The following is a 19,074-nucleotide window of genomic DNA, read 5'->3' as shown; positions in this document are numbered from 1 at the left end:
ATTTTTCTTAGATTGCCCAAATGTGAGGTGTGTATGATTTATTTTCGAGAATATAAAATATAAAGACTCTCAAAATGGAAAATTCATTCTTAAAATAAACTATCTATCGTGTTTTCTCTTCCCTTTAAAGCTTCCCATGTTCTATGTACTGTAAAGTTTTGAGCTAAAACGTTAGATCTTTTGGTTATCTCATCTGGATATCCAAGTATTTCTAGCAATTTTATAGCATTTCTTGAAATAGAAGGCCCATCATGAATTTTATAATCAAATTGTACTTCTCCACCTTCAACCTTTTCCCTAAAGTGATAATTATCATATATACTTTCCGCTATTTCGGTCAGCTCGATGTCATGGGTTGCCAACAAATTTATACCTTTATTTAGAGATAGCCACTCCATAATGGAGGCCGACGCTGCTATTCGTTCAATGGTATTTGTCCCTTTTAGAATTTCATCTATAAACGAAATACAAGGCTTTCCTCCCGTTATGAGGCGAATAATTCGCTGTAACGATTTTATCTCAGCAATAAAATAGCTGTCACCATTCAACACATTATCCTGAACCGCCATAGAAGTTACGATATAACTAGGCTTCATAGTCCAGCTTTTTGCAATTGCTGTATTGATTGTTTGTGCTAGGATGGCATTAATAGCCACAGCTTTAATATATGTAGACTTCCCAGAAGCATTAGAGCCTGTGATAAGCGTAGATTTCTTTAAATGAGAAGAATTTAAAACTGGCTTTACTAGAAGAGGATGCGCCATTTTTTCAAATGTAAGTACCTCTTGGTCTGTAAAAGTAGGTGTACAGTATGTATCTAATGTATTACGGTAATAACTGACTGCTATTGCCGCATCAAGCTTTCCTACTAAAGTCCAAACTTCTTCATATTCCTTTTGGTGAGCAGAAATTGTTTTGAAAATCTTATTATAGGAAATAAAATCTAACAAAAAGAGGATACGCACGTATTCTAACAATAAATCAAACTCACCACTTCCTCCACTTCCTAAGGTTGCAATTCTGTTAAAGGTAACTACCTTTTTTAAAGGCTGAACACTTTTTTTTAGTCCATCTATATATGGCATTAGCATCAAATCTTTAATAGAAGCTATTCGCTTACCAGCAATTATAATAGCAGCAGCATACCCCACCGAATGAAGGTTATTTTCTATCTTTGTCTTGTTTCGATAATAAATGATTCCATTTAAGATCAGTGAGCCTATAAAACTTAATATTCCATATTTAATACTTATAAATAGGAAAAGTAGAGAAGCTATGGGCAGAAGTGCAAGGATTACGTACATATAAGTATTTTTTATTTCAAACTCTTTGAAGTCAAAGAAATAGGAAGATGAATTTGTATAGTTTTCTTTGCCAAGATCAGAAAGTATTAGAAGTATTTTTTCTCTCAAGTTTACGTTTTCTGTAAGTAGCGAATACAATGCTTCATTGCTTTCTTTCTTGTTTGGGTCGATTGCTCGAAGCTCATTAAATAAGTATTCCTCCCCTACAGATAATTGAGTGTAATTTAGCTTTTTGAAAACCTCATTCATTCCTAAATCAGCCCACGTCAGCTCATCCACACCATCATAAACTTTCAATTGTTTTTTCTCATTAAACCAATAGGAGGATATGGAGTTCAAATCTGCTTCTGGTGAGGAAAATATACCAGAAGCCCATTCTTCTCTAAACTTCTTTAATTTCTTTCTTTCTCTAGTAAGTAAATAATAAAAAATGAAGGCAATTACCACGATTGCGATAATGAAAAATGTACTCATTAATAGCCCTCCTATTAAGACTGTTCAGACCTCAGCTTATTCACTTCATCTGTCCAAGCTTTAATTTTTTGATGGATGCGATTATATTCGTTTTCCACCGTCTGTTTTTTTGATTCACTTAAATCATCATTCCACTTGGATAATGTGTCTTTTCGTTCCTGCACCTTAGTTTGTAGTGCTTCTGCTTGATGTGCTGATATTATTTCTTCCGTTTCCATCCATGTCACCATTTGACTCAATCGATTCCGTTCATTGGAAATGGCAAAAGAAAGGGAAAGCGAAATTTTACTAATATCATACTGCGCATTAGAAATAGCAAAACCATTGGGTGCATTTAATTGAATATAAGCCACATCTAAGACACTTGGAATAACCCACTTTTCTTCGATACTTTTATTCAATTCGTCGCTATTTTCAGCAGAAATATATTCTCCTTTTCCCGCTTCAGCTACAGCCTTTAATTGATCTTGACCTTTTTGGTCTACATTAAAGCCAACAATATTTACTTGACGGTTTTCATTTCCTTTAGCAAACTCTTCGGCCTCTTTAATAGGATCCCCGTCGCATGTCTCTGCTCCGTCACTAACAATATAAACAGTTAATGCACCTTCAGAATTCTTACTTGCTTCATTTGCTGTTTTTATTGCGGCAGCTAATGGAGTCCATCCTTTTGCCGCGACATCATCCACTACAGGATCAAATTTATCCGTACTATAAGACTGCATTGGATAAATCTCATCTATCTTTGTACAAGAAAGTTCCTTATCTTTATCCTCCTGTGAACCTTCATGGCCATAGACATAAAGAGAAACTTCACTAGAAGCTCCAATCGTCTTTGCAAAACGCTTCATAGCAGTTTTTGCTATCCCCATCTTTTGTTTGCCATCTACGGACAATAGCATACTTGAACTTGCATCGAGTAATAGTATCGACTTTGGTGTAACTTCCTCATTACTTCCACCTGAGATTGTTTCTTTAGTAGGCTCAGGTAAATATGGTTCATTTAAAACGGCTACATAATTCATCTGTTTATCTAACAGATCACTATACACAGTGCTACCGAAATAATAGAGAAGCATTTTAAATAATGTTTCCTCATCTTTTATCATGTCCGTAGTATTTTTAAGCTCTTCTTGTTCATCTAGTGTTAGCTCTCTTGCATCCTTTGGCCAACTGGATGTTTCGTGTTCAAAAGAATAGTCTAGTGCGAACAAACCTGGCTCAGAATTCTTCCATTCCTCTAAATCTGTCGGAATAATAATTTTTTCAATTGCGAGGAGTTTTTCTTTTTCAGTGTTCTCCTCTTCTGTTACTATTTTTTGATTGTCACTTATTTTTTTATTTTCTTCACCTGCTTGAGATTCATTCGAGCAAGCTGATAGGAACAATATGAGCAACATAGTTAATAAAGTAAATAGTCGATTCATGAAATTCCTCCTTGCTTTTAAACTTACTTATAATTCCATACGTAACATAATGGAAAAATGTTTCATTTAAGAGAAGAAACAACTTTTATTATTACGGATATAACCTTAAAATTTGTTTTAGAAGAAAAAGGAGGTTGCTTTTATTTTTTAAAAATGGTATACTAGTTCTTGTCTTGTTGCTAGTACAGTAACATCATATGGAGGAATACCCAAGTTCGGCTGAAGGGATCGGTCTTGAAAACCGACAGGCGGGTCATACCGCGCGGGGGTTCGAATCCCTCTTCCTCCTCCATTTTTATTTACGTTGTTTGTAAGTGTAAAATATAGTATACTAGTTTATAATGCGTAGTTGATTTAAATTTCAACTCTTTCTTATTGTCGCGGGGTGGAGCAGTTCGGTAGCTCGTCGGGCTCATAACCCGAAGGTCACAGGTTCAAATCCTGTCCCCGCAACCAAATGGTCCCGTGGTGTAGCGGTTAACATGCCTGCCTGTCACGCAGGAGATCGCCGGTTCGATCCCGGTCGGGACCGCCATTTTTTTGTAAGCAAGCAGTTCCTATGCAACTAAGTGATATAACATACATATTTTGTATTATACTTAACTGACTATGAGATACTAAGCTTCGTTTACTTGATACAAATTTAGGCTCAGTAGCTCAGTCGGTAGAGCAAAGGACTGAAAATCCTTGTGTCGGCGGTTCGATTCCGTCCTGAGCCACCATTTATGTTTTAATATGCGGGTGTAGTTTAGTGGTAAAACCTCAGCCTTCCAAGCTGATGATGAGAGTTCGATTCTCTTCACCCGCTTCCAATAAAAAGAAGACCTATTGATGCAAAGATCAATGGGCCTTTTTTTTTGTCGTTTCTTTTTCAATTTCTTTCATTCGTTGGAATAATAACTCCTTGTTAGGACAAGATAGTAGGAGAAAATGATGAGAGGCGGTAATGACTATGACTACAGAATGGTTTGACAGAGTAACAGAGGAGCTACAGGATCATTTGAATTCGATTTGCGAGCAGTACGATCAAGTCGGCCACATGAACATTAATCGCGCCTCTAAACATCCGCGAATTGAATTTTTTGTTAGTACGTTAGAGGATGAGCGAGACTATTTTTGCACTATTCTATTTGATCCTTATAATGAAGAGTTCTATGTTGAAAGTTTCGATGTTGAACTTCTCCAACCTACCAGAATAATGTTAGATGACATTACTGATATTATAGAAGCTGTTCATGAAAGCTTTCACGAATTTCTTGAAGATGACAGTGAAAGTGAATTAATTTATTTGGATGATGATGGTGACAACGATGACGATGATGATGACGATGAAATCATGTTAGAAGAAATTGATGTGGATTGGGAAACACCTGAGGTTACTGCATTTTTAATAGATGATAATATTGAGGTAACATATCAGTTCGGTATAGACAGTGCCAATGGCGATGGTGTTCTCCGTAGAAGAAATCGTAGCTGGGTAGATGATGAGGAGTTCGTCGATGAAAGTACCTTTACTTTTAAAAAAGATGAGGCAAGTACAATTATAGCTATGATCGCAAGCCATATGGATAAATTAATCGGATATGATGAAATTATTGATCTTTAATTATTTTACATCTTCAATTGGACAAGTGCCAATTGAAGATGTTTTATTATGTGTTAAATAATCAACCACTGTCTTACTTTATCCTCAAATATATTTGCACCTATGCCAAGAAGATCCTCTTTTACATACATTGTCAATCAATTATCACTTCAAAGGAATAGATTGTCGTTGATTTGTACTCATTCCCTGCTAGTAGAATTGAGGAAGGAAAATGAGGATGATGAATGGAGTCAGGTGGACCTTGTGTTTCTAAGCATACACCTAAATAGTTTCTTACCTGTTCTCCTCTCATTGTTTCAGAGCCAGCCAAGTTATTTCCAGAATAGAGGACTACTGCAGATTCTGTCGTTTCTACTATTAGTTTGCGACCACTTTCCTTTTCTGTTAATACGATTGTGCCAGAATTATCTTCCAATAGAAATGGATGATCATAACCGTGACCTACTAGCATAGTTTGAGGATGAACCGAGTCTACTCCATCAGCAATTTTACGAAACTTCCGAAAGTCAAATACAGTGTCATCTACTGGAACTAAATTTCCAGTTGGGAGAAATTCCTCATCCAACTCCAAGTATGTAGAACTTTCTATCATTAGTTCATGGTCCAATACATCCCTCTGTAGGTTTCCACTAAGATTGAAATAAGAGTGATTTGTTACGTTTACCACAGTATCCCTATCACAAATACCTTTGTACGTAATAGATAGAGTGTCTCTTTCATTTAGAATCGTATAAGTTACTTTCATCTCTAAATTTCCAGGGTATCCCTCTTCCCCATCTTCACTTAAGTATGTAAATTCAATCGTTGTTTCCTCTTTTCCTTCTAACACGGTAGCATCCCATAATACGTGACTGAATCCTTTGGCCCCTCCATGTATATGGTTGTTTTTCTCGTTCTTTGGAATATTGTAGACATTCTCTCCTAAGCGGAAAGTTCCTCGTTTAATACGACCAGCGACTCGACCTACGACAGCTCCTAAATACTTGGCGTTTTGACCGTACTCCTCAATTGTATCGAACCCCAATACTACATTTTCATATTGCCCTCTACGGTCAGATGCTAAAATTTTAGTAATTACACATCCATAATTCATGCAAGATATTTCAAAACCATTTTTATTTTTTACTGTAAACAATGTAACAGGCTGGTCGTCGTCTATTAATCCAATTAGCTTCTTCTGCACTAACACTTTGCTTCATTCCTCTCCTATGTAATTTCACTTCCAATCGCCTTATAAATAAGAGTCCCAACTATATAAGTTGAGACTCAATTTATTCATCCTTACTCACGGAATTCTAAAAGATTTTTATTCAGGTCTTTCGTGTGAAAATAAACCTTTTGATAAATAGGAAATAATTTCTTATATTTTATTACATTGGCTTTAATAGGAGTAAACTGCTTCTCCACCTTCAAAAACTCGTCTGCACAATCCTTTAACGAATCGAACCATCCACAACCATAGGCTGCTAACATCGCAGCACCCATTCCTGGGCCCTGTTCACTCGTTAAGCGAACAATTTTGGCATTAAAAATATCTGCCTGCATTTGAAGCCAATCTTCATTTTGAGCGCCACCGCCAATGGACACAATAGTATCTATTAACTTACCGTTTTGTCGAAAGATTTCAATAGATTCTAGCAGAGAGAATGTAATTCCTTCTAAAATTGCACGAGTAAAATTCTTACGTTGGTGAGAACTGTCCATCCCAATAAAACTTGCACGAACTGCCGCGTCTGCATAAGGAGTTCTTTCTCCAACTAGATAAGGGGTAAATACTAACCCATTTGAACCTACTGGAACAGAACCTACCTCAGACAATAGTTGTTGGAACGATTCTTCCTTTGCAAATACCTCTTTAAACCAAGTTAAGCTGTATCCTGCTGAAAGCGTTACACCCATTGTATAAAAAGCATCCGGCGCTCCGTGATTAAAATAATGAACCTTTCCATCAAAATTTTTATTCGATGTTGCTTCATAGGATAATACAACTCCGGATGTACCTATGCTGCATAGAGTTTTTCCATCTTCTAAAATTCCAGAACCTATCGCTCCACATGCATTATCCGCACCACCAGCAAATACACGAGTAGTAGCTGAAAGACCAGTGGCTTGGGCAGCCTCCAAAGAAAGTGAACCAACTTCGTCGTGGGATTCTACCAATGGAGGGCATAGACTAGGATTGATATCTAATAATGTACATATAGCCGTGCTCCATTCTTTTCTACTAACATCTAGTAGAAGAGTTCCAGCAGCATCCGAATACTCCATATGTAGTTGTCCTGTAAGTTTAAATCTTAGATAATCCTTAGGGAGTATAAATGTCTTTGCCTTCTCAAATATATTTGGCTCATGTTCCTTCACCCATAATATTTTCGGTAGAGTAAAACCCTCTAAAGCAGGATTTTTTGTTATTTGTAGCAGTCTTTCCTCGCCAATCACATCATAGATTTGCTGACACTGAGCGGAAGTACGAGTGTCATTCCAAAGAATCGCAGGCCGTAATACTTCATTTTGCTCATCTAACAGAACCAGACCGTGCATCTGACCAGAAAAACTTAACCCTTCTATATTCACAACATCGTCCGAGTAATCCTTCAAAAGCTCCTCTAACCCCAAAAGTGTTTGGTCAACCCAGTGCTGAGGATTTTGTTCGCTGTAACCTGTTTTTTCCTGTATTAAGGGGTATGATCTCGAAACACTTTGAACGACTTTTCCGTTTTTATTTATGAGTAATATTTTTACAGCACTCGTTCCTAAATCTACTCCAATGACATATTTCATACTTCAGCCCCCCTACCATATGAAAGCGTATTATTTCTTAAACGCCTGTAATAAATACTGATTGATTGTCGCCTTAATCTGCTCTAGACGACCGGAAGTCTGTTTAATATCTTGTAGCTCTAAAGCATATGCTTCTAGTTTATGGAAATCTGTTTTACCTTCAACTATCTCTAATCCAATGCCTTCTTTGTACGTTTTGTAACGATCTTCTACAACATTTTCAAGCACTTTATCATCTATTAGATTTTGAGCCACTCGTAAACCTACTGCAAAAGCGTCCATTCCAGCGATATGTGCATGGAACAAGTCCTCTGGTTCAAATGATGCTCTTCTAACTTTTGCATCAAAGTTTAAACCACCTCTGCCTAGTCCACCATTTTGCAAGATTTCATACATCGCAAGAGTTGTAGTCCATAAATCTGTTGGGAATTCGTCAGTATCCCATCCAAGAAGTGGGTTACCTTGGTTAGCATCAACTGAGCCTAACATATTATTAATGCGCGCATAATGAAGCTCATGCTCAAATGTATGACCAGCAAGCGTTGCATGATTTGCTTCAATATTAAACTTGAATGATTTTTCCAGACCATAGCTTTGTAAAAATGCATGTGCAGTGGCTACATCATAATCATATTGGTGAGTAGATGGCTCTTTTGGTTTTGGTTCTATTAAGAATTGAGCATCAAAGCCAATTTCTTTAGCGTAATCTACAGCCATATGATAAAAACGAGCCAGGTTATCCAATTCTAGTTTCATATTTGTATTCAATAAAGTGTCGTAACCTTCTCGCCCACCCCAGAACACATAATTTTGTGCACCAAGCTCCTTACCAATTTCTAACCCTTTTTTCACTTTAGCAGCGGAGTACGCAAATACATCGGCATTACTCGAAGTTGCAGCTCCATGAACAAAGCGAGGATGGGTAAAGTTATTTGCCGTATTCCAAAGCAATTTTGCTTTACTAGTTTTCATATAATCCTTTATCATGCTTACAATCACGTCTAAATTATGATTGCTTTCCTTTAAATTAATTCCCTCTGGAGCAATATCAACATCATGGAAGCAGAAAAACGGGACATCCATCTTTTCGTAGAACTCAAAGGATGCCTCTACCCTTGCTTTTGCTAAATCCAACCCCCTAAAATTGTCCCAAGGGCGATTCATACTTCCCGCTCCAAATGGATCTGAACCGTCCATTGTAAACGTATGCCAATAGGACACGGCATACCTTAAGGCCTCTTCCATTGTTTTATCGCCAATTTTCTCCTGCGGATTATAAAACTTAAATGCATAAGGATTTTTCGAAGTAGCACCTTCGAATCTAACTTTTTTTACATTTTGAAAATAGACCATCATTTATACCTCCGGATTATATTCTCAGCAACCAGATTTAGGATGTTATATCACTGAGCGTATTTTAATTTAGTTTGTAAATTATCTGAACAAAGTTATAACTTTCAAATAAAAGTGGTGACATTCTTCAAAAGTAGAGTGTATGCTATTAATAATTATTTAACTTATTAAAAAAAATAGAAAACAAAGGCGGATTTCTATGAATGCAACTAGTAGCTTTATTTATAACGCAACCGAATGGATTACTAAATTTGCTTATTTAAATGTGCTATGGATACTTTTTACTCTGCTAGGTGGCGTAATTTTCGGTTTTTTCCCCTCCACTATTTCGATGTTCGCAGTTGTAAGAGAGTGGCTAAAAGGTGAAACCGATTTACCCTTGTTCAGTACTTTCTGGAAGCATTATAGAAATGAATTTGTTAAAAGCAATTTGTTAGGAATCTTTGTTACCATCATCGGAGTAGTTATTGTGTTAGATATTTTTTATATTCAATCTACCAATAGCAAGCTTTTAAGTTGGACATACCTTCCTCTATTTGCTTTTATGCTACTATTCATTATGTTTTTGTTTTACCTTTTTCCATCCTTTGTACATTTCAATTTAAAGCTAGGACAGGTGATAAAAAATTCCTTTTTTATTATGCTAATCAATCCAATTACTACGCTATTCATCTTTCTCTGCTTATTGCCCTTCTTCTATTTAATAAGCATTCTTCCAGCTATCGGATTTATATTTGGCGGAAGCGTCTATGCTCTTATATCTATGAGATTTGGCCTCCTTGCATTTCAAAAAGTAAGTGAAAAACAAGAGGCATTAAAATCAAGCAATGGGTAATAGCTTCTATATACGTGAAGCTATTAGCTTTACCCTTTCACAGCACTTGCCGAGATACCTTCCACTACTTTATTGCTAAAGAAAATAAAGGCGATAATGATTGGCAATACGCTTATGATCAGCGTAGCTCCTATCGCTCCCCAATCCGTCATATACTGTCCAATGAAATTTTGGATACCAACCGTTAACGTTTTGTATTTCTCAGAGCTTATAAATGTATTGACGAACACAAACTCATTCCAGTTATAGATCATATTAATGACTACTGTTGTAGCCATTACTGGTGTGGTCATTGGAAGAATAACCTTAAAAAACATCCGATTAACTGAGCAACCGTCTATAACAGCAGCTTCCTCAATTTCCTTTGGTAGCGTGTAATAGAACCCGAGTAAGATCATCATGGTAATTGGCAGATTATAGGCTGTATATGTAATAACAACACCGAACGGGTTATCTATTAAATTTACACTCAAAAACATACTGTAGAGTGGGATAAGCGCTGAATGGATAGGAATCATTAACCCGATGATAAACAGACTTAGTACAGCTCCGCTTAGCTTCCACCTCATTCGAGTAATAGCAAAAGTAGCCATACTTGCAAAAAGAACAGTTAACACTATCGCAAGAGCTGTAATCCAAACACTATTAAAAAAGTAAACTCCTATACCTCCATCCCAAACTTTTAGATAATTTTCCCACCTAAACTCAGAAGGTAAGGCAAATGGTGATCCCGCAAATATTTCCCGATTATCTTTTAATGAGAAAATAAATAACCATATTAGCGGGATGATTTGAAACAATGCTACTACTATTAGACTGAAATATAGAAAGAAGTAGCCAACGCGTTTCATATACAAACCTCCTTTAATATTCTATTCTCTCTTTTGGTGTAGTTAATTTACGAATAACAAAAGTTACAATTAAAGTAATAATTAATAGAAGGAATCCAATCGCACTTCCATATCCAAAGTTATAGCTTGAAAATGCTAGTTTATACATATAGGAAGCCATTACTTCACTTGCACCATTCGGACCACCAGAAGTCATCACATAAATTAAATCAAAGTATTTTAACGACCCAATTATCGCTAATACGACTGTCACACTTACGACTTCTTTGATTAATGGCAACTTAATCCTTGTGGCAATTTGGAATGCTGTAGCACCATCCATTCTTGCTGCTTCAATTAATGACTCTGGGATATTCTTCAATGCAGCATAGTAAATCAAAATATAAAATCCTGCATATTGCCACAAAATCGGGATAAATATAGCAAACAAAACGAGAGACGGATCCGCTAACCAAGCAGGAGGATTTTCCACTCCTATTTGCTTTAGAAAAACATTTAAAATACCGTTAGATGGGTTATACACTTTAATCCAGAGCTGTGCTATCGCCACAGAGGACAGTAACATCGGTATTAAATATATTTTTCTTAAAAGATCAGATCCTTTTATCTTGGATGCCAAAACAAAAGATATTGTTAAATAAATGGCCAAGCTCAGCGTGGAGAATATCGCTAACAAGAATGAATGATAGGCACTATTCCAAAATTTCATATCCTGGAGACCTTTTATATAATTCTCTAATCCGACGAACGTTTTTTCACCTATCCCATCCCATTCCATTAAGCCATAGTATCCCGATAAAATTAGCGGAATGAATACCAACACCAAAACTAGTAATAGCGCCGGAGAAATATATAACGCTATTAGCAGTTTGTTAGACATTACCTTGTTCATAACAAGTAACTCCCTCCTTATCAGGTAGACAAGGGCTATCCAACTAATAGGATAACCCTCACATACACTGACAAATCTTCTTAAAGCTATCTTCTATTTTGAAAGGGCATCCTCATGTGCTTTTGAAAATTCTTCTGGAGTCATTTCCTTTCCAAAAAGAGCTTGAATAGAATCTAAATGAACTTGTGCCACATTTGGACTCATTTGAACATCTGCAAATAGAGTAATATTACTTGCCTCATTTAGTTCATTCAAAATATTGATATACATCTCTGGAAGATCCAATGAATCTGCATCTACTTTAGTAGCAGGGATTACGCCAGCCTGTGTAACAGCTTTTTCTCCCCATTGCTTAACAAAGTATGCTGCAAAATCCTTTGCTTCTTCTTTTACATCTGAGTTCTCAGCTACGAATAGCCCTACCCCTGGTCCTCCAACAAAGCTATCCATATCTCCATTACCGTCAACCGTCGGGAATTTCAGATATTCAACAGAATCTCTAAATTCCTGCGGAACAGATTCATTTGTTGTATAGTTCGGTAGATCCCAAGTAGCTATCAAATACATTGGAACCTGCTCACTCATGAACATACTTTTTGCTTCTTCATCTGCTAAACCATTAAACCCATTGACGAATGCACTCATATTCACAAGATCTTGTACCTTTTTCGCTGCCTCTACTAATGCTGGATCTTCAAAAGAACCTGAACGATCAATTGCCTTGTTTAGAACTTCTGCTCCTCCAAGACGATCCGCTAAATACATATACCAAAGTGATCCTGTCCAAGCATCTTTGTTTCCTAAAGCAATTGGATCAATACCATCTTCTTTAAAGACTTTTATAACATTTTCTAATTCTTCAAAAGTCTTTGGTGCTTCTAAATTATGTTCCTCAAACATGGCTTTATTATAATAAAGAGTTACAATGTTTAACTCTAATGGTAAACCGTATGTTTTACCGTCTAGGGCATAGGCTTCCGCAGTTCCTGGAACGAAGCTATCGCTTAATTGATCTTTAATGACATCATCTAAAGGAGCGAACATGTTACCACCAACATATGGCTCTAAGAACCCTGCTGCCCAGGTCATCCCTACATCAGGAAGCTCTTTAGATGTCGATAAAACTCTTAACTTGTCTTTATACTGTTCATTACTTAAAACTTCCAGATCCACCTTGACTCCTTCATGTTCTTTTTCATAATCCGCAATAATTTCATTTACTACATCGTAATGCTGCTTGGAACTTCCTTCGGGCCATAAATGCATAAACTTAATCTCTTTGTCCCCATTTGCGTTTGAAGATGTTTCGTTTGAATCTGAACATCCTGCCAATAAATAAAATACAGAAGCAAATAATAGAATTTTAATCATTTTGTTGATTTTCATTCTTATTTCCCCCACCCCAAATTATTTTTACAACAATATTCTGACTATTGTATGCGTTTTCATTGTAGCAAATAACACTATGTTAGTCTAGTGGATAAACAAAGTTTTTTTCTTTGTCATTTATATGTTAGAATGATGAAAATGATATAGAAAGAGCTGAATAGGATGAAACTGAGTGCTAACCAAACATGGAATCATCATGTGGTGAAAAAAGGGAACAAATCGCTAGTTCTAGATAAAATAAAATACAATTCCCCTATCTCCAGGGCCTCTGTTGCAAGTCAGGTCGGATTAAACAAAGGAACTGTGTCATCTTTAGTAAATGATTTACTAGACGAACATCTCATCTATGAATCTGGGCCTGGAGAATCCAGTGGTGGAAGAAGACCAGTTATGTTGCTTTTCAATGAAAAAGCAGGTTACTCCATCGGAATAGACATAGGTGTTAACTATTTACTTGGCGTGCTAACAGACCTTAACGGAAATATTCACAAAGAGAAGCAAATAACATTTAAGAATTTATCCTATGAACAGATTGAGATAAAGTTATTTGAAACAATAGAGTTCCTCCTCACTGCCACTCCTGAATGTCCTCATGGCGTTATAGGAATCGGTGTTGGCGTACCTGGGATTGTGGATAAGGATGGTAACATTCTACTAGCACCGAATTTAAACTGGAGAAATGTAAACCTGAAAGAGGTACTAGAAGAAAAATATAATCTTCCAATCATCATAGAAAACGAAGCCAATGCCGGAGCATACGGGGAAAAACATTTCGGTGCAGGTAAAGATTTTGAAAACGTCATATACGTGAGTGCTGGTATAGGTATCGGTGTTGGGTTAATACTCAATGGCTCCCTTTATAAAGGATTTAATGGATTCTCTGGTGAATTAGGTCACATGACCATCCAAGCAGGGGATGCTAAATGTCGCTGTGGAAACGAGGGTTGCTGGGAGTTATATGCTTCAGAACAAGCTCTCATTAGACATGCTGAGAAATTGGATATTCCTTCTGATACGCAAGACTTAGAAGGTTTAGTAAACCTAGCAGAGAGTGGAAATGACGAGGTCATTAAACTGTTTGAACAGACGGGAGACTATTTAGGTATCGGTATTAATAACATTATTAATATCTTTAACCCACAACAAGTAATCATCGGTAACCGTTTAGCTTACTCTGAAAAATGGTTAAAGTACTCGTTAAACAAGAGAGTCTCGAATCAAGCTTTATGGTTCCAACAAAATGATTTGCAAATCGATTTTTCAGAGCTCTCGACACGATCTACTGCTCTAGGGGTTGCTGCTTTTTCCATTGAAAATTTTTTGAGTGTCAGTATCCTACAAGATAATGCATTAGAATAAAAACTTTACTAGCCTTAGAATTATCTAAAAATTATGACTTGCCGTTTTATTTTTTCTAGTGTTAAATGTATTGGTATATTGGAAAATTTATTTCGAGATTATTAGAAGAGACATCAATACTGCGAAGTCTATCTTCAAATGTATTGTATAGAAACTACATAAGCTTGAAGTAGACAAAAAATAATCGGATGCAAAGGATGATGACAATTGACAACTATACGAAATCCCATTTTACCCGGGTTTAATCCAGATCCAAGTATTTGCAGAGTTGGGGAAGACTATTATATTGCCGTTTCTACATTTGAATGGTTCCCCGGTGTTGGTATTTATCATTCAAAGGATTTAAAAAATTGGCGTTTAGCTTCCCGTCCTCTTAATCGTATTAGTCAATTGAATATGATGGGGAATCCTAACTCCGGTGGTGTTTGGGCTCCTGCATTATCCTACAGTGATGGCCAGTTTTGGCTAATTTTCACGGATGTAAAAGTCACAGAGGGACAATGGAAGGATTGCCATAACTATCTTGTTACATGCGACAAAATTGACGGAGAATGGTCAGAGCCTATCTATCTGAACAGTTCTGGTTTTGATCCATCCTTATACCATGATGAATCTGGAAAAAAGTACTTAGTAAATATGAAATGGGATCACCGTCTTCACCATCACAATTTTTATGGTATTGAACTTCAGGAATATGATGTAAAGCAGCAAAAACTAGTTGGGGAATCTACTATTATTTTTAAAGGAACAGATATTAAGTTGGTAGAGGCCCCTCACCTTTACAAGATCAATGACTATTATTATTTATTGACTGCAGAGGGTGGCACAAAATACGACCATGCTGCAACTATTGCACGTTCGAAAAAATTAGAGGGGCCTTACGAGGTACATCCGGATAATCCGTTAATAACTTCATTTCCCTATCCACGAAATCCTTTACAAAAGTCTGGTCATGCTTCTATCGTTCACACCCATACGGATGAATGGTTTTTAGTTCACTTAACTGGCAGACCACTACCAAAAGATAACCAGCCATTACTCGATCCACGAGGATATTGTCCACTGGGAAGAGAGACGGCCATTCAAAGATTAGAGTGGAAGAATGATTGGCCTTATGTCGTTAATGGTAACGGACCATCACTTGAAATTGAAGGGCCAGCTATTGAAGAAGTAGCATGGGAAAAAGATTTTGAGGAGAAGGACAATTTTAATGGCGAACGCTTAAATAATCATTTCCAATCACTGCGTATACCACTTGGAGAACATATTGTTTCATTAAAAGATAACCCCGGCCATTTAAGGCTTTACGGGAAGGAATCATTAACATCAAAATTTACACAAGCGTTTATAGCAAGACGTTGGCAACACTTTAACTTCACTGCAGAAACAAAAGTAGCCTTTAACCCGAATAGCTTCCAGCAATCGGCTGGTCTTGTTAATTACTATAATACGGAAAACTGGACAGCACTTCAGATTTCGTGGCATGAGGAAAAGGGAAGAATTCTTGAGTTAAGTACATGCGATAACTTTGTGTTTGACCAACCGCTCCAAGGAAGAGAAATTATTATTCCTGAAGAGTTGGAATATATATATCTACGAGTAGATGTTAAGACGTCTATTTACGAATATTCGTATTCATATGATGGCGAAAGCTGGACACTAATCCCTATTCCATTTGCTTCACATAAATTATCCGATGACTATATTCAAGGTGGCGGCTTCTTTACCGGTGCATTTGTCGGTATGCAGTGTCAGGATACTTCGGGGCAAAGTCTGCCTGCCGATTTTGATTATTTTATCTATAAAGAAACAGAATAACATTGAAAAAGCCTTCTAAATGAAAGAAGGCTTTGATAACGAATAAATTGTCTATTTCCAAGTGTATTTAGTAGTCACTAAAATATAAAAATTTTAGCACCGCAATTGCGGTGCTTTTTTAGGTGATGAATTGTACTAGCAGTCCTTTAATACCCCTCATATAGCACTCCATAAATAAAATATAATTTAACTTATTATTTCTATCACTTCACCCGTTTTAATAGATTCCAGACAAGCTTCTATCACTCGCATGTTCTCCACACTAAATCCCCCAGTCACTTCGGGGTTTGTGTTGTTTAAGATGGCATCCGAGAAATGTTCCACTTCTATACGGTAGAGGTCACCATGTATATTTTCTTCTCGTGTCATGTCATGTTGTTGGATTAAAATTCTTCCTAAACCACCATTCTGGTCTGGCCGAAATGCGAATGGTACTTTAATCGTCCCTAAAGACCCAACTATTTCATATTCATTTCTTCCTGCCATGTCAAAGCTACAATTGAAGGTAGCATGAATACCATTATCTAATTGTAAAATTCCAAAAGCACTTATGTCGACTTCGGTTTCACTATCTAGATCTGCCAAGCAATGGACCTTCACTGGTTCTGCACCCGACATGTATCGGATTGCATGAATACAATAACAGCCTACATCAAATAGACTGCCTCCCCCCATTTCTTTATTCATTCTAAATTGACTTTTACGATTACCCATATAAAATGAGTGACTTGATGTGATTAGTTTAATTTCTCCTATCGCACCAGATGAAACCAGCTCTTTCACACGATTATGCTGTGGATGGAGCTGATACATGAAAGCCTCCATGAATTTCACATTTTGTTCCATACAGATTTCTACCATCTCTGACGCCTCTTTTGCTGTAAGAGAAATGGGCTTTTCACAAAGTATATGCTTTCCTGCCTTAGCTGATTTAAATACCCACTCCTTATGCAAATGATTAGGTAGCGGAATATAGACCGCATCAATTATTGGATTAGCGAGAAGCTCCTCATAGCTTTCATAAGCAATAGGAATATTTAAAGCTCTCGCCACATCGTGAACATTACTTCCTCTACCCGCAATAGCAACCAATTCAGCATTGCTCGCCCTTTTGATAGCCGGAATAAGCTGCTCTTGCGCAATTCTTGCTGTACTTAAAACTCCCCAACGAATTTTGTTCGCCACTGTACTCGCCTCCTTGTATTTTCATAGAGTATTTCTTAATGCTTTGTTCGGCAAAGTCTGAGTATTTTCCTCCTACACAAAAATATACTTTTAGAAAGCCCTCTCCTAAATTCATTTTCTGTTAAAATGAGTATAGTTGTTTATCAAATAGAACTGGAACGGTGAAGAAAACTTGAAAACTTTTAAGAAGATGTATATTGAAATTACAAGTGTTTGTAATCTTGCTTGTAGCTTTTGTCCACCAACTGCTCGCACGGCCAACATCATTAAATTGGATGCCTTTAATAACATCCTTGATCAGATAAAGGACCATACGAGATATATTTACCTGCATGTTAAAGGAGAGCCATTGCTCCATGCTAGAATTGACCAGCTTCTAGACGCAGCTCATGCCAAAGGGTTTAAAGTGAATATTACTACAAACGGGACACTTATTAAGAAGAACCGAGAGAAATTATTAGGAAAACCTGCGCTACGCCAAATAAACTTCTCTCTTCACAGCTTTGATGGCCATGAGGGATCTGAGAATCGAGAAAAGTACCTAGGAGATATTCTTGAATTTGTTCGTGATTCGAGAGAGCATAATACTATCATTTCCTATCGTTTATGGAATCTCCAACAAGATCAGGTGTCTGATCTGGTACAACGAAGAAATCGTGAAACCTTAGAAATTCTAGAAAACGAATATAACCTAGACTTCAAGATCGAAGAAAAGGTACAGCCAGGCAAAGGGATTAAAATTGCACCAAACGTTTTCCTGAACCAAGACCATGAATTTCAATGGCCAAGCCTTCAAGCCCCTGAGGACGACGGCAAAGGATTCTGCCACGCCCTTCGTAGCCAAGCCGCCATCTTAGTAGACGGAACAGTTGTCCCGTGTTGTTTAGACGGTGAAGGTGTCATTAACCTAGGCAATGTCAATAAAACCCCCTTCTCCGAAATCATTGAAAGTGAACGAGCAAATGCACTTTATGATGGATTCACAAGAAGAGAAGCCGTTGAAGAAATGTGCAGAAAATGTGGATATAGACAGAGGTTTGGGGTTTAATTTTGTTCATCTATATAAGAAATAAGTAGCAGCCCATCGAGAACTTGTCTCCGATGGGTTTTTATCTGTCTTAAATATAGAAGTAAATGAATCGTATAAGCGAGGCTGTAGAAGATACGGATAGCGCACTTGTCATCCTTAATAATCGAACAGCCGAAATTGTACATGTATTAAAATTAATAACAGATATCGCAGAGCAAACGAACCTACTTGCATTAAACGCAGCGATAGAAGCAGCCAGAGCTGGTGAAGCAGGAAAAGGATTTGCCGTAGTGGCTGGTGAAGTGAGAAAGCTTTCCGAACAAACAAGAAAATCTGTATCAGATATTACAGGTATTGCTGTTGAGATTGAGGGTGACACCAAAAAAACCATTCAATCCATTAATGATGCAAAGGAAAGAGTTAAATCTGGTATAAGGATTGCTCATTCAACGAAGGTGACATTTCATGATATCCTAACAGCTGTTGAGCAAGTTAAAGACCAAGTAAGTAATATCTCACTGATCTCCAACAAAATTCAAACTCAGGTTACTCAAGTTACTACAAGAGCACAAGAAATGTCCGAAGCAACAAAAGTGACATCAGACAATTCTGCATCTGTAGCCTCTGCATCCGAGGAGCAATTAGCTTCTATGGAGGAAGTAACTGCAGCAGCTGTTTCCTTAGCAAATCTTGCAGAAGATTTACAGATAAAAATTTCTAAATTTACAGTGTAACTATCAAATGCAGCAACATTAAATGACCAACACGCA

15 protein-coding genes and 5 tRNA genes are annotated in these 19,074 nt (G+C 37.0%); 11 read left to right on the top strand and 9 right to left on the bottom strand.

The genetic code is table 11. From position 1 onward, the window contains the following. Positions 1-89: 89 nt before the first annotated feature. The gene (locus tag MKY94_RS01550) at positions 90-1,778 is read right to left on the bottom strand and encodes a hypothetical protein (protein ID WP_342577870.1); all 1,689 of its coding nucleotides are present in this window, start codon (positions 1,776-1,778) and stop codon (positions 90-92) included. Positions 1,779-1,792: 14 nt separating this feature from the next. Then, the gene (locus MKY94_RS01545; protein WP_342577869.1) at positions 1,793-3,205 is read right to left on the bottom strand and encodes a VWA domain-containing protein; all 1,413 of its coding nucleotides are present in this window, start codon (positions 3,203-3,205) and stop codon (positions 1,793-1,795) included. Between the two features lie 199 nt (positions 3,206-3,404). Between MKY94_RS01545 and MKY94_RS01540 the strand changes: the two genes are divergently transcribed. The 6 genes from MKY94_RS01540 to MKY94_RS01515 all read left to right on the top strand — a co-directional run bounded on the left by MKY94_RS01540 (position 3,405) and on the right by MKY94_RS01515 (position 4,811). After that, a tRNA-Ser gene (locus MKY94_RS01540) sits at positions 3,405-3,497 on the top strand. An 87-nt stretch (positions 3,498-3,584) separates the two neighbouring features. Beyond that, positions 3,585-3,661, top strand: a tRNA-Met gene (locus tag MKY94_RS01535). 3 nt (positions 3,662-3,664) lie between these two features. Then, positions 3,665-3,740: transfer RNA gene (locus MKY94_RS01530), tRNA-Asp, on the top strand. 111 nt (positions 3,741-3,851) lie between these two features. After that, positions 3,852-3,927: transfer RNA gene (locus MKY94_RS01525), tRNA-Phe, on the top strand. A gap of 15 nt (positions 3,928-3,942) precedes the next feature. Further along, positions 3,943-4,013 (top strand) — tRNA-Gly (locus MKY94_RS01520). 144 nt (positions 4,014-4,157) lie between these two features. Continuing rightward, complete coding sequence (locus tag MKY94_RS01515) at positions 4,158-4,811, top strand: hypothetical protein (RefSeq protein ID WP_342577867.1); 654 nt, start codon at positions 4,158-4,160, stop codon at positions 4,809-4,811. Between the two features lie 133 nt (positions 4,812-4,944). On the opposite strand, the gene MKY94_RS01510 is transcribed toward MKY94_RS01515, so the two are convergent. The 3 genes from MKY94_RS01510 to xylA all read right to left on the bottom strand — a co-directional run bounded on the left by MKY94_RS01510 (position 4,945) and on the right by xylA (position 8,945). Continuing rightward, positions 4,945-5,994 (bottom strand): aldose epimerase family protein, encoded by a 1,050-nt coding sequence (locus MKY94_RS01510; RefSeq protein ID WP_342577866.1) that lies wholly within the window; start codon positions 5,992-5,994, stop codon positions 4,945-4,947. Between the two features lie 98 nt (positions 5,995-6,092). Next, the gene (xylB, locus tag MKY94_RS01505; protein ID WP_154311835.1) at positions 6,093-7,592 is read right to left on the bottom strand and encodes a xylulokinase; all 1,500 of its coding nucleotides are present in this window, start codon (positions 7,590-7,592) and stop codon (positions 6,093-6,095) included. Between the two features lie 30 nt (positions 7,593-7,622). Continuing rightward, complete coding sequence (gene xylA / locus MKY94_RS01500) at positions 7,623-8,945, bottom strand: xylose isomerase (RefSeq protein WP_154312369.1); 1,323 nt, start codon at positions 8,943-8,945, stop codon at positions 7,623-7,625. A 199-nt stretch (positions 8,946-9,144) separates the two neighbouring features. Between xylA and MKY94_RS01495 the strand changes: the two genes are divergently transcribed. Continuing rightward, complete coding sequence (locus tag MKY94_RS01495; RefSeq protein ID WP_154311837.1) at positions 9,145-9,780, top strand: YesL family protein; 636 nt, start codon at positions 9,145-9,147, stop codon at positions 9,778-9,780. A 29-nt stretch (positions 9,781-9,809) separates the two neighbouring features. On the opposite strand, the gene MKY94_RS01490 is transcribed toward MKY94_RS01495, so the two are convergent. The 3 genes from MKY94_RS01490 to MKY94_RS01480 all read right to left on the bottom strand — a co-directional run bounded on the left by MKY94_RS01490 (position 9,810) and on the right by MKY94_RS01480 (position 12,909). After that, positions 9,810-10,631, bottom strand: coding sequence for a carbohydrate ABC transporter permease (locus MKY94_RS01490; protein WP_340862392.1), 822 nt, complete (start codon positions 10,629-10,631; stop codon positions 9,810-9,812). Between the two features lie 13 nt (positions 10,632-10,644). Further along, a complete protein-coding gene (locus tag MKY94_RS01485) occupies positions 10,645-11,523 on the bottom strand; it encodes a sugar ABC transporter permease (RefSeq protein WP_342577864.1) in 879 nt (292 codons plus the stop codon). A 93-nt stretch (positions 11,524-11,616) separates the two neighbouring features. Further along, the gene (locus MKY94_RS01480) at positions 11,617-12,909 is read right to left on the bottom strand and encodes an extracellular solute-binding protein (RefSeq protein WP_342577863.1); all 1,293 of its coding nucleotides are present in this window, start codon (positions 12,907-12,909) and stop codon (positions 11,617-11,619) included. Positions 12,910-13,080: 171 nt separating this feature from the next. Between MKY94_RS01480 and MKY94_RS01475 the strand changes: the two genes are divergently transcribed. Further along, the gene (locus MKY94_RS01475; protein ID WP_342578639.1) at positions 13,081-14,271 is read left to right on the top strand and encodes an ROK family protein; all 1,191 of its coding nucleotides are present in this window, start codon (positions 13,081-13,083) and stop codon (positions 14,269-14,271) included. A 207-nt stretch (positions 14,272-14,478) separates the two neighbouring features. Continuing rightward, positions 14,479-16,089 (top strand): glycoside hydrolase family 43 protein, encoded by a 1,611-nt coding sequence (locus MKY94_RS01470; RefSeq protein WP_342577862.1) that lies wholly within the window; start codon positions 14,479-14,481, stop codon positions 16,087-16,089. A 186-nt stretch (positions 16,090-16,275) separates the two neighbouring features. Here MKY94_RS01470 and MKY94_RS01465 read toward each other — a convergent pair whose 3' ends face one another. Continuing rightward, entirely contained in the window at positions 16,276-17,274 is a 999-nt protein-coding gene (locus MKY94_RS01465) for a Gfo/Idh/MocA family oxidoreductase (protein WP_342577861.1), read from the bottom strand. A 172-nt stretch (positions 17,275-17,446) separates the two neighbouring features. Here MKY94_RS01465 and MKY94_RS01460 point away from each other — a divergent pair, with 172 nt between their 5' ends. After that, complete coding sequence (locus MKY94_RS01460; RefSeq protein WP_154311849.1) at positions 17,447-18,322, top strand: radical SAM/SPASM domain-containing protein; 876 nt, start codon at positions 17,447-17,449, stop codon at positions 18,320-18,322. A gap of 86 nt (positions 18,323-18,408) precedes the next feature. After that, positions 18,409-19,038, top strand: coding sequence for a methyl-accepting chemotaxis protein (locus MKY94_RS01455; protein ID WP_342577860.1), 630 nt, complete (start codon positions 18,409-18,411; stop codon positions 19,036-19,038). Positions 19,039-19,074 lie beyond the last annotated feature (36 nt).

Origin of the sequence: Psychrobacillus sp. FSL K6-2843, assembly GCF_038626375.1 — a bacterium.
Taxonomy (GTDB): domain Bacteria; phylum Bacillota; class Bacilli; order Bacillales_A; family Planococcaceae; genus Psychrobacillus; species Psychrobacillus faecigallinarum.
Note: the sequence above shows the minus strand (reverse complement) of the source record. Positions and strands in the feature narration are given on the sequence as shown.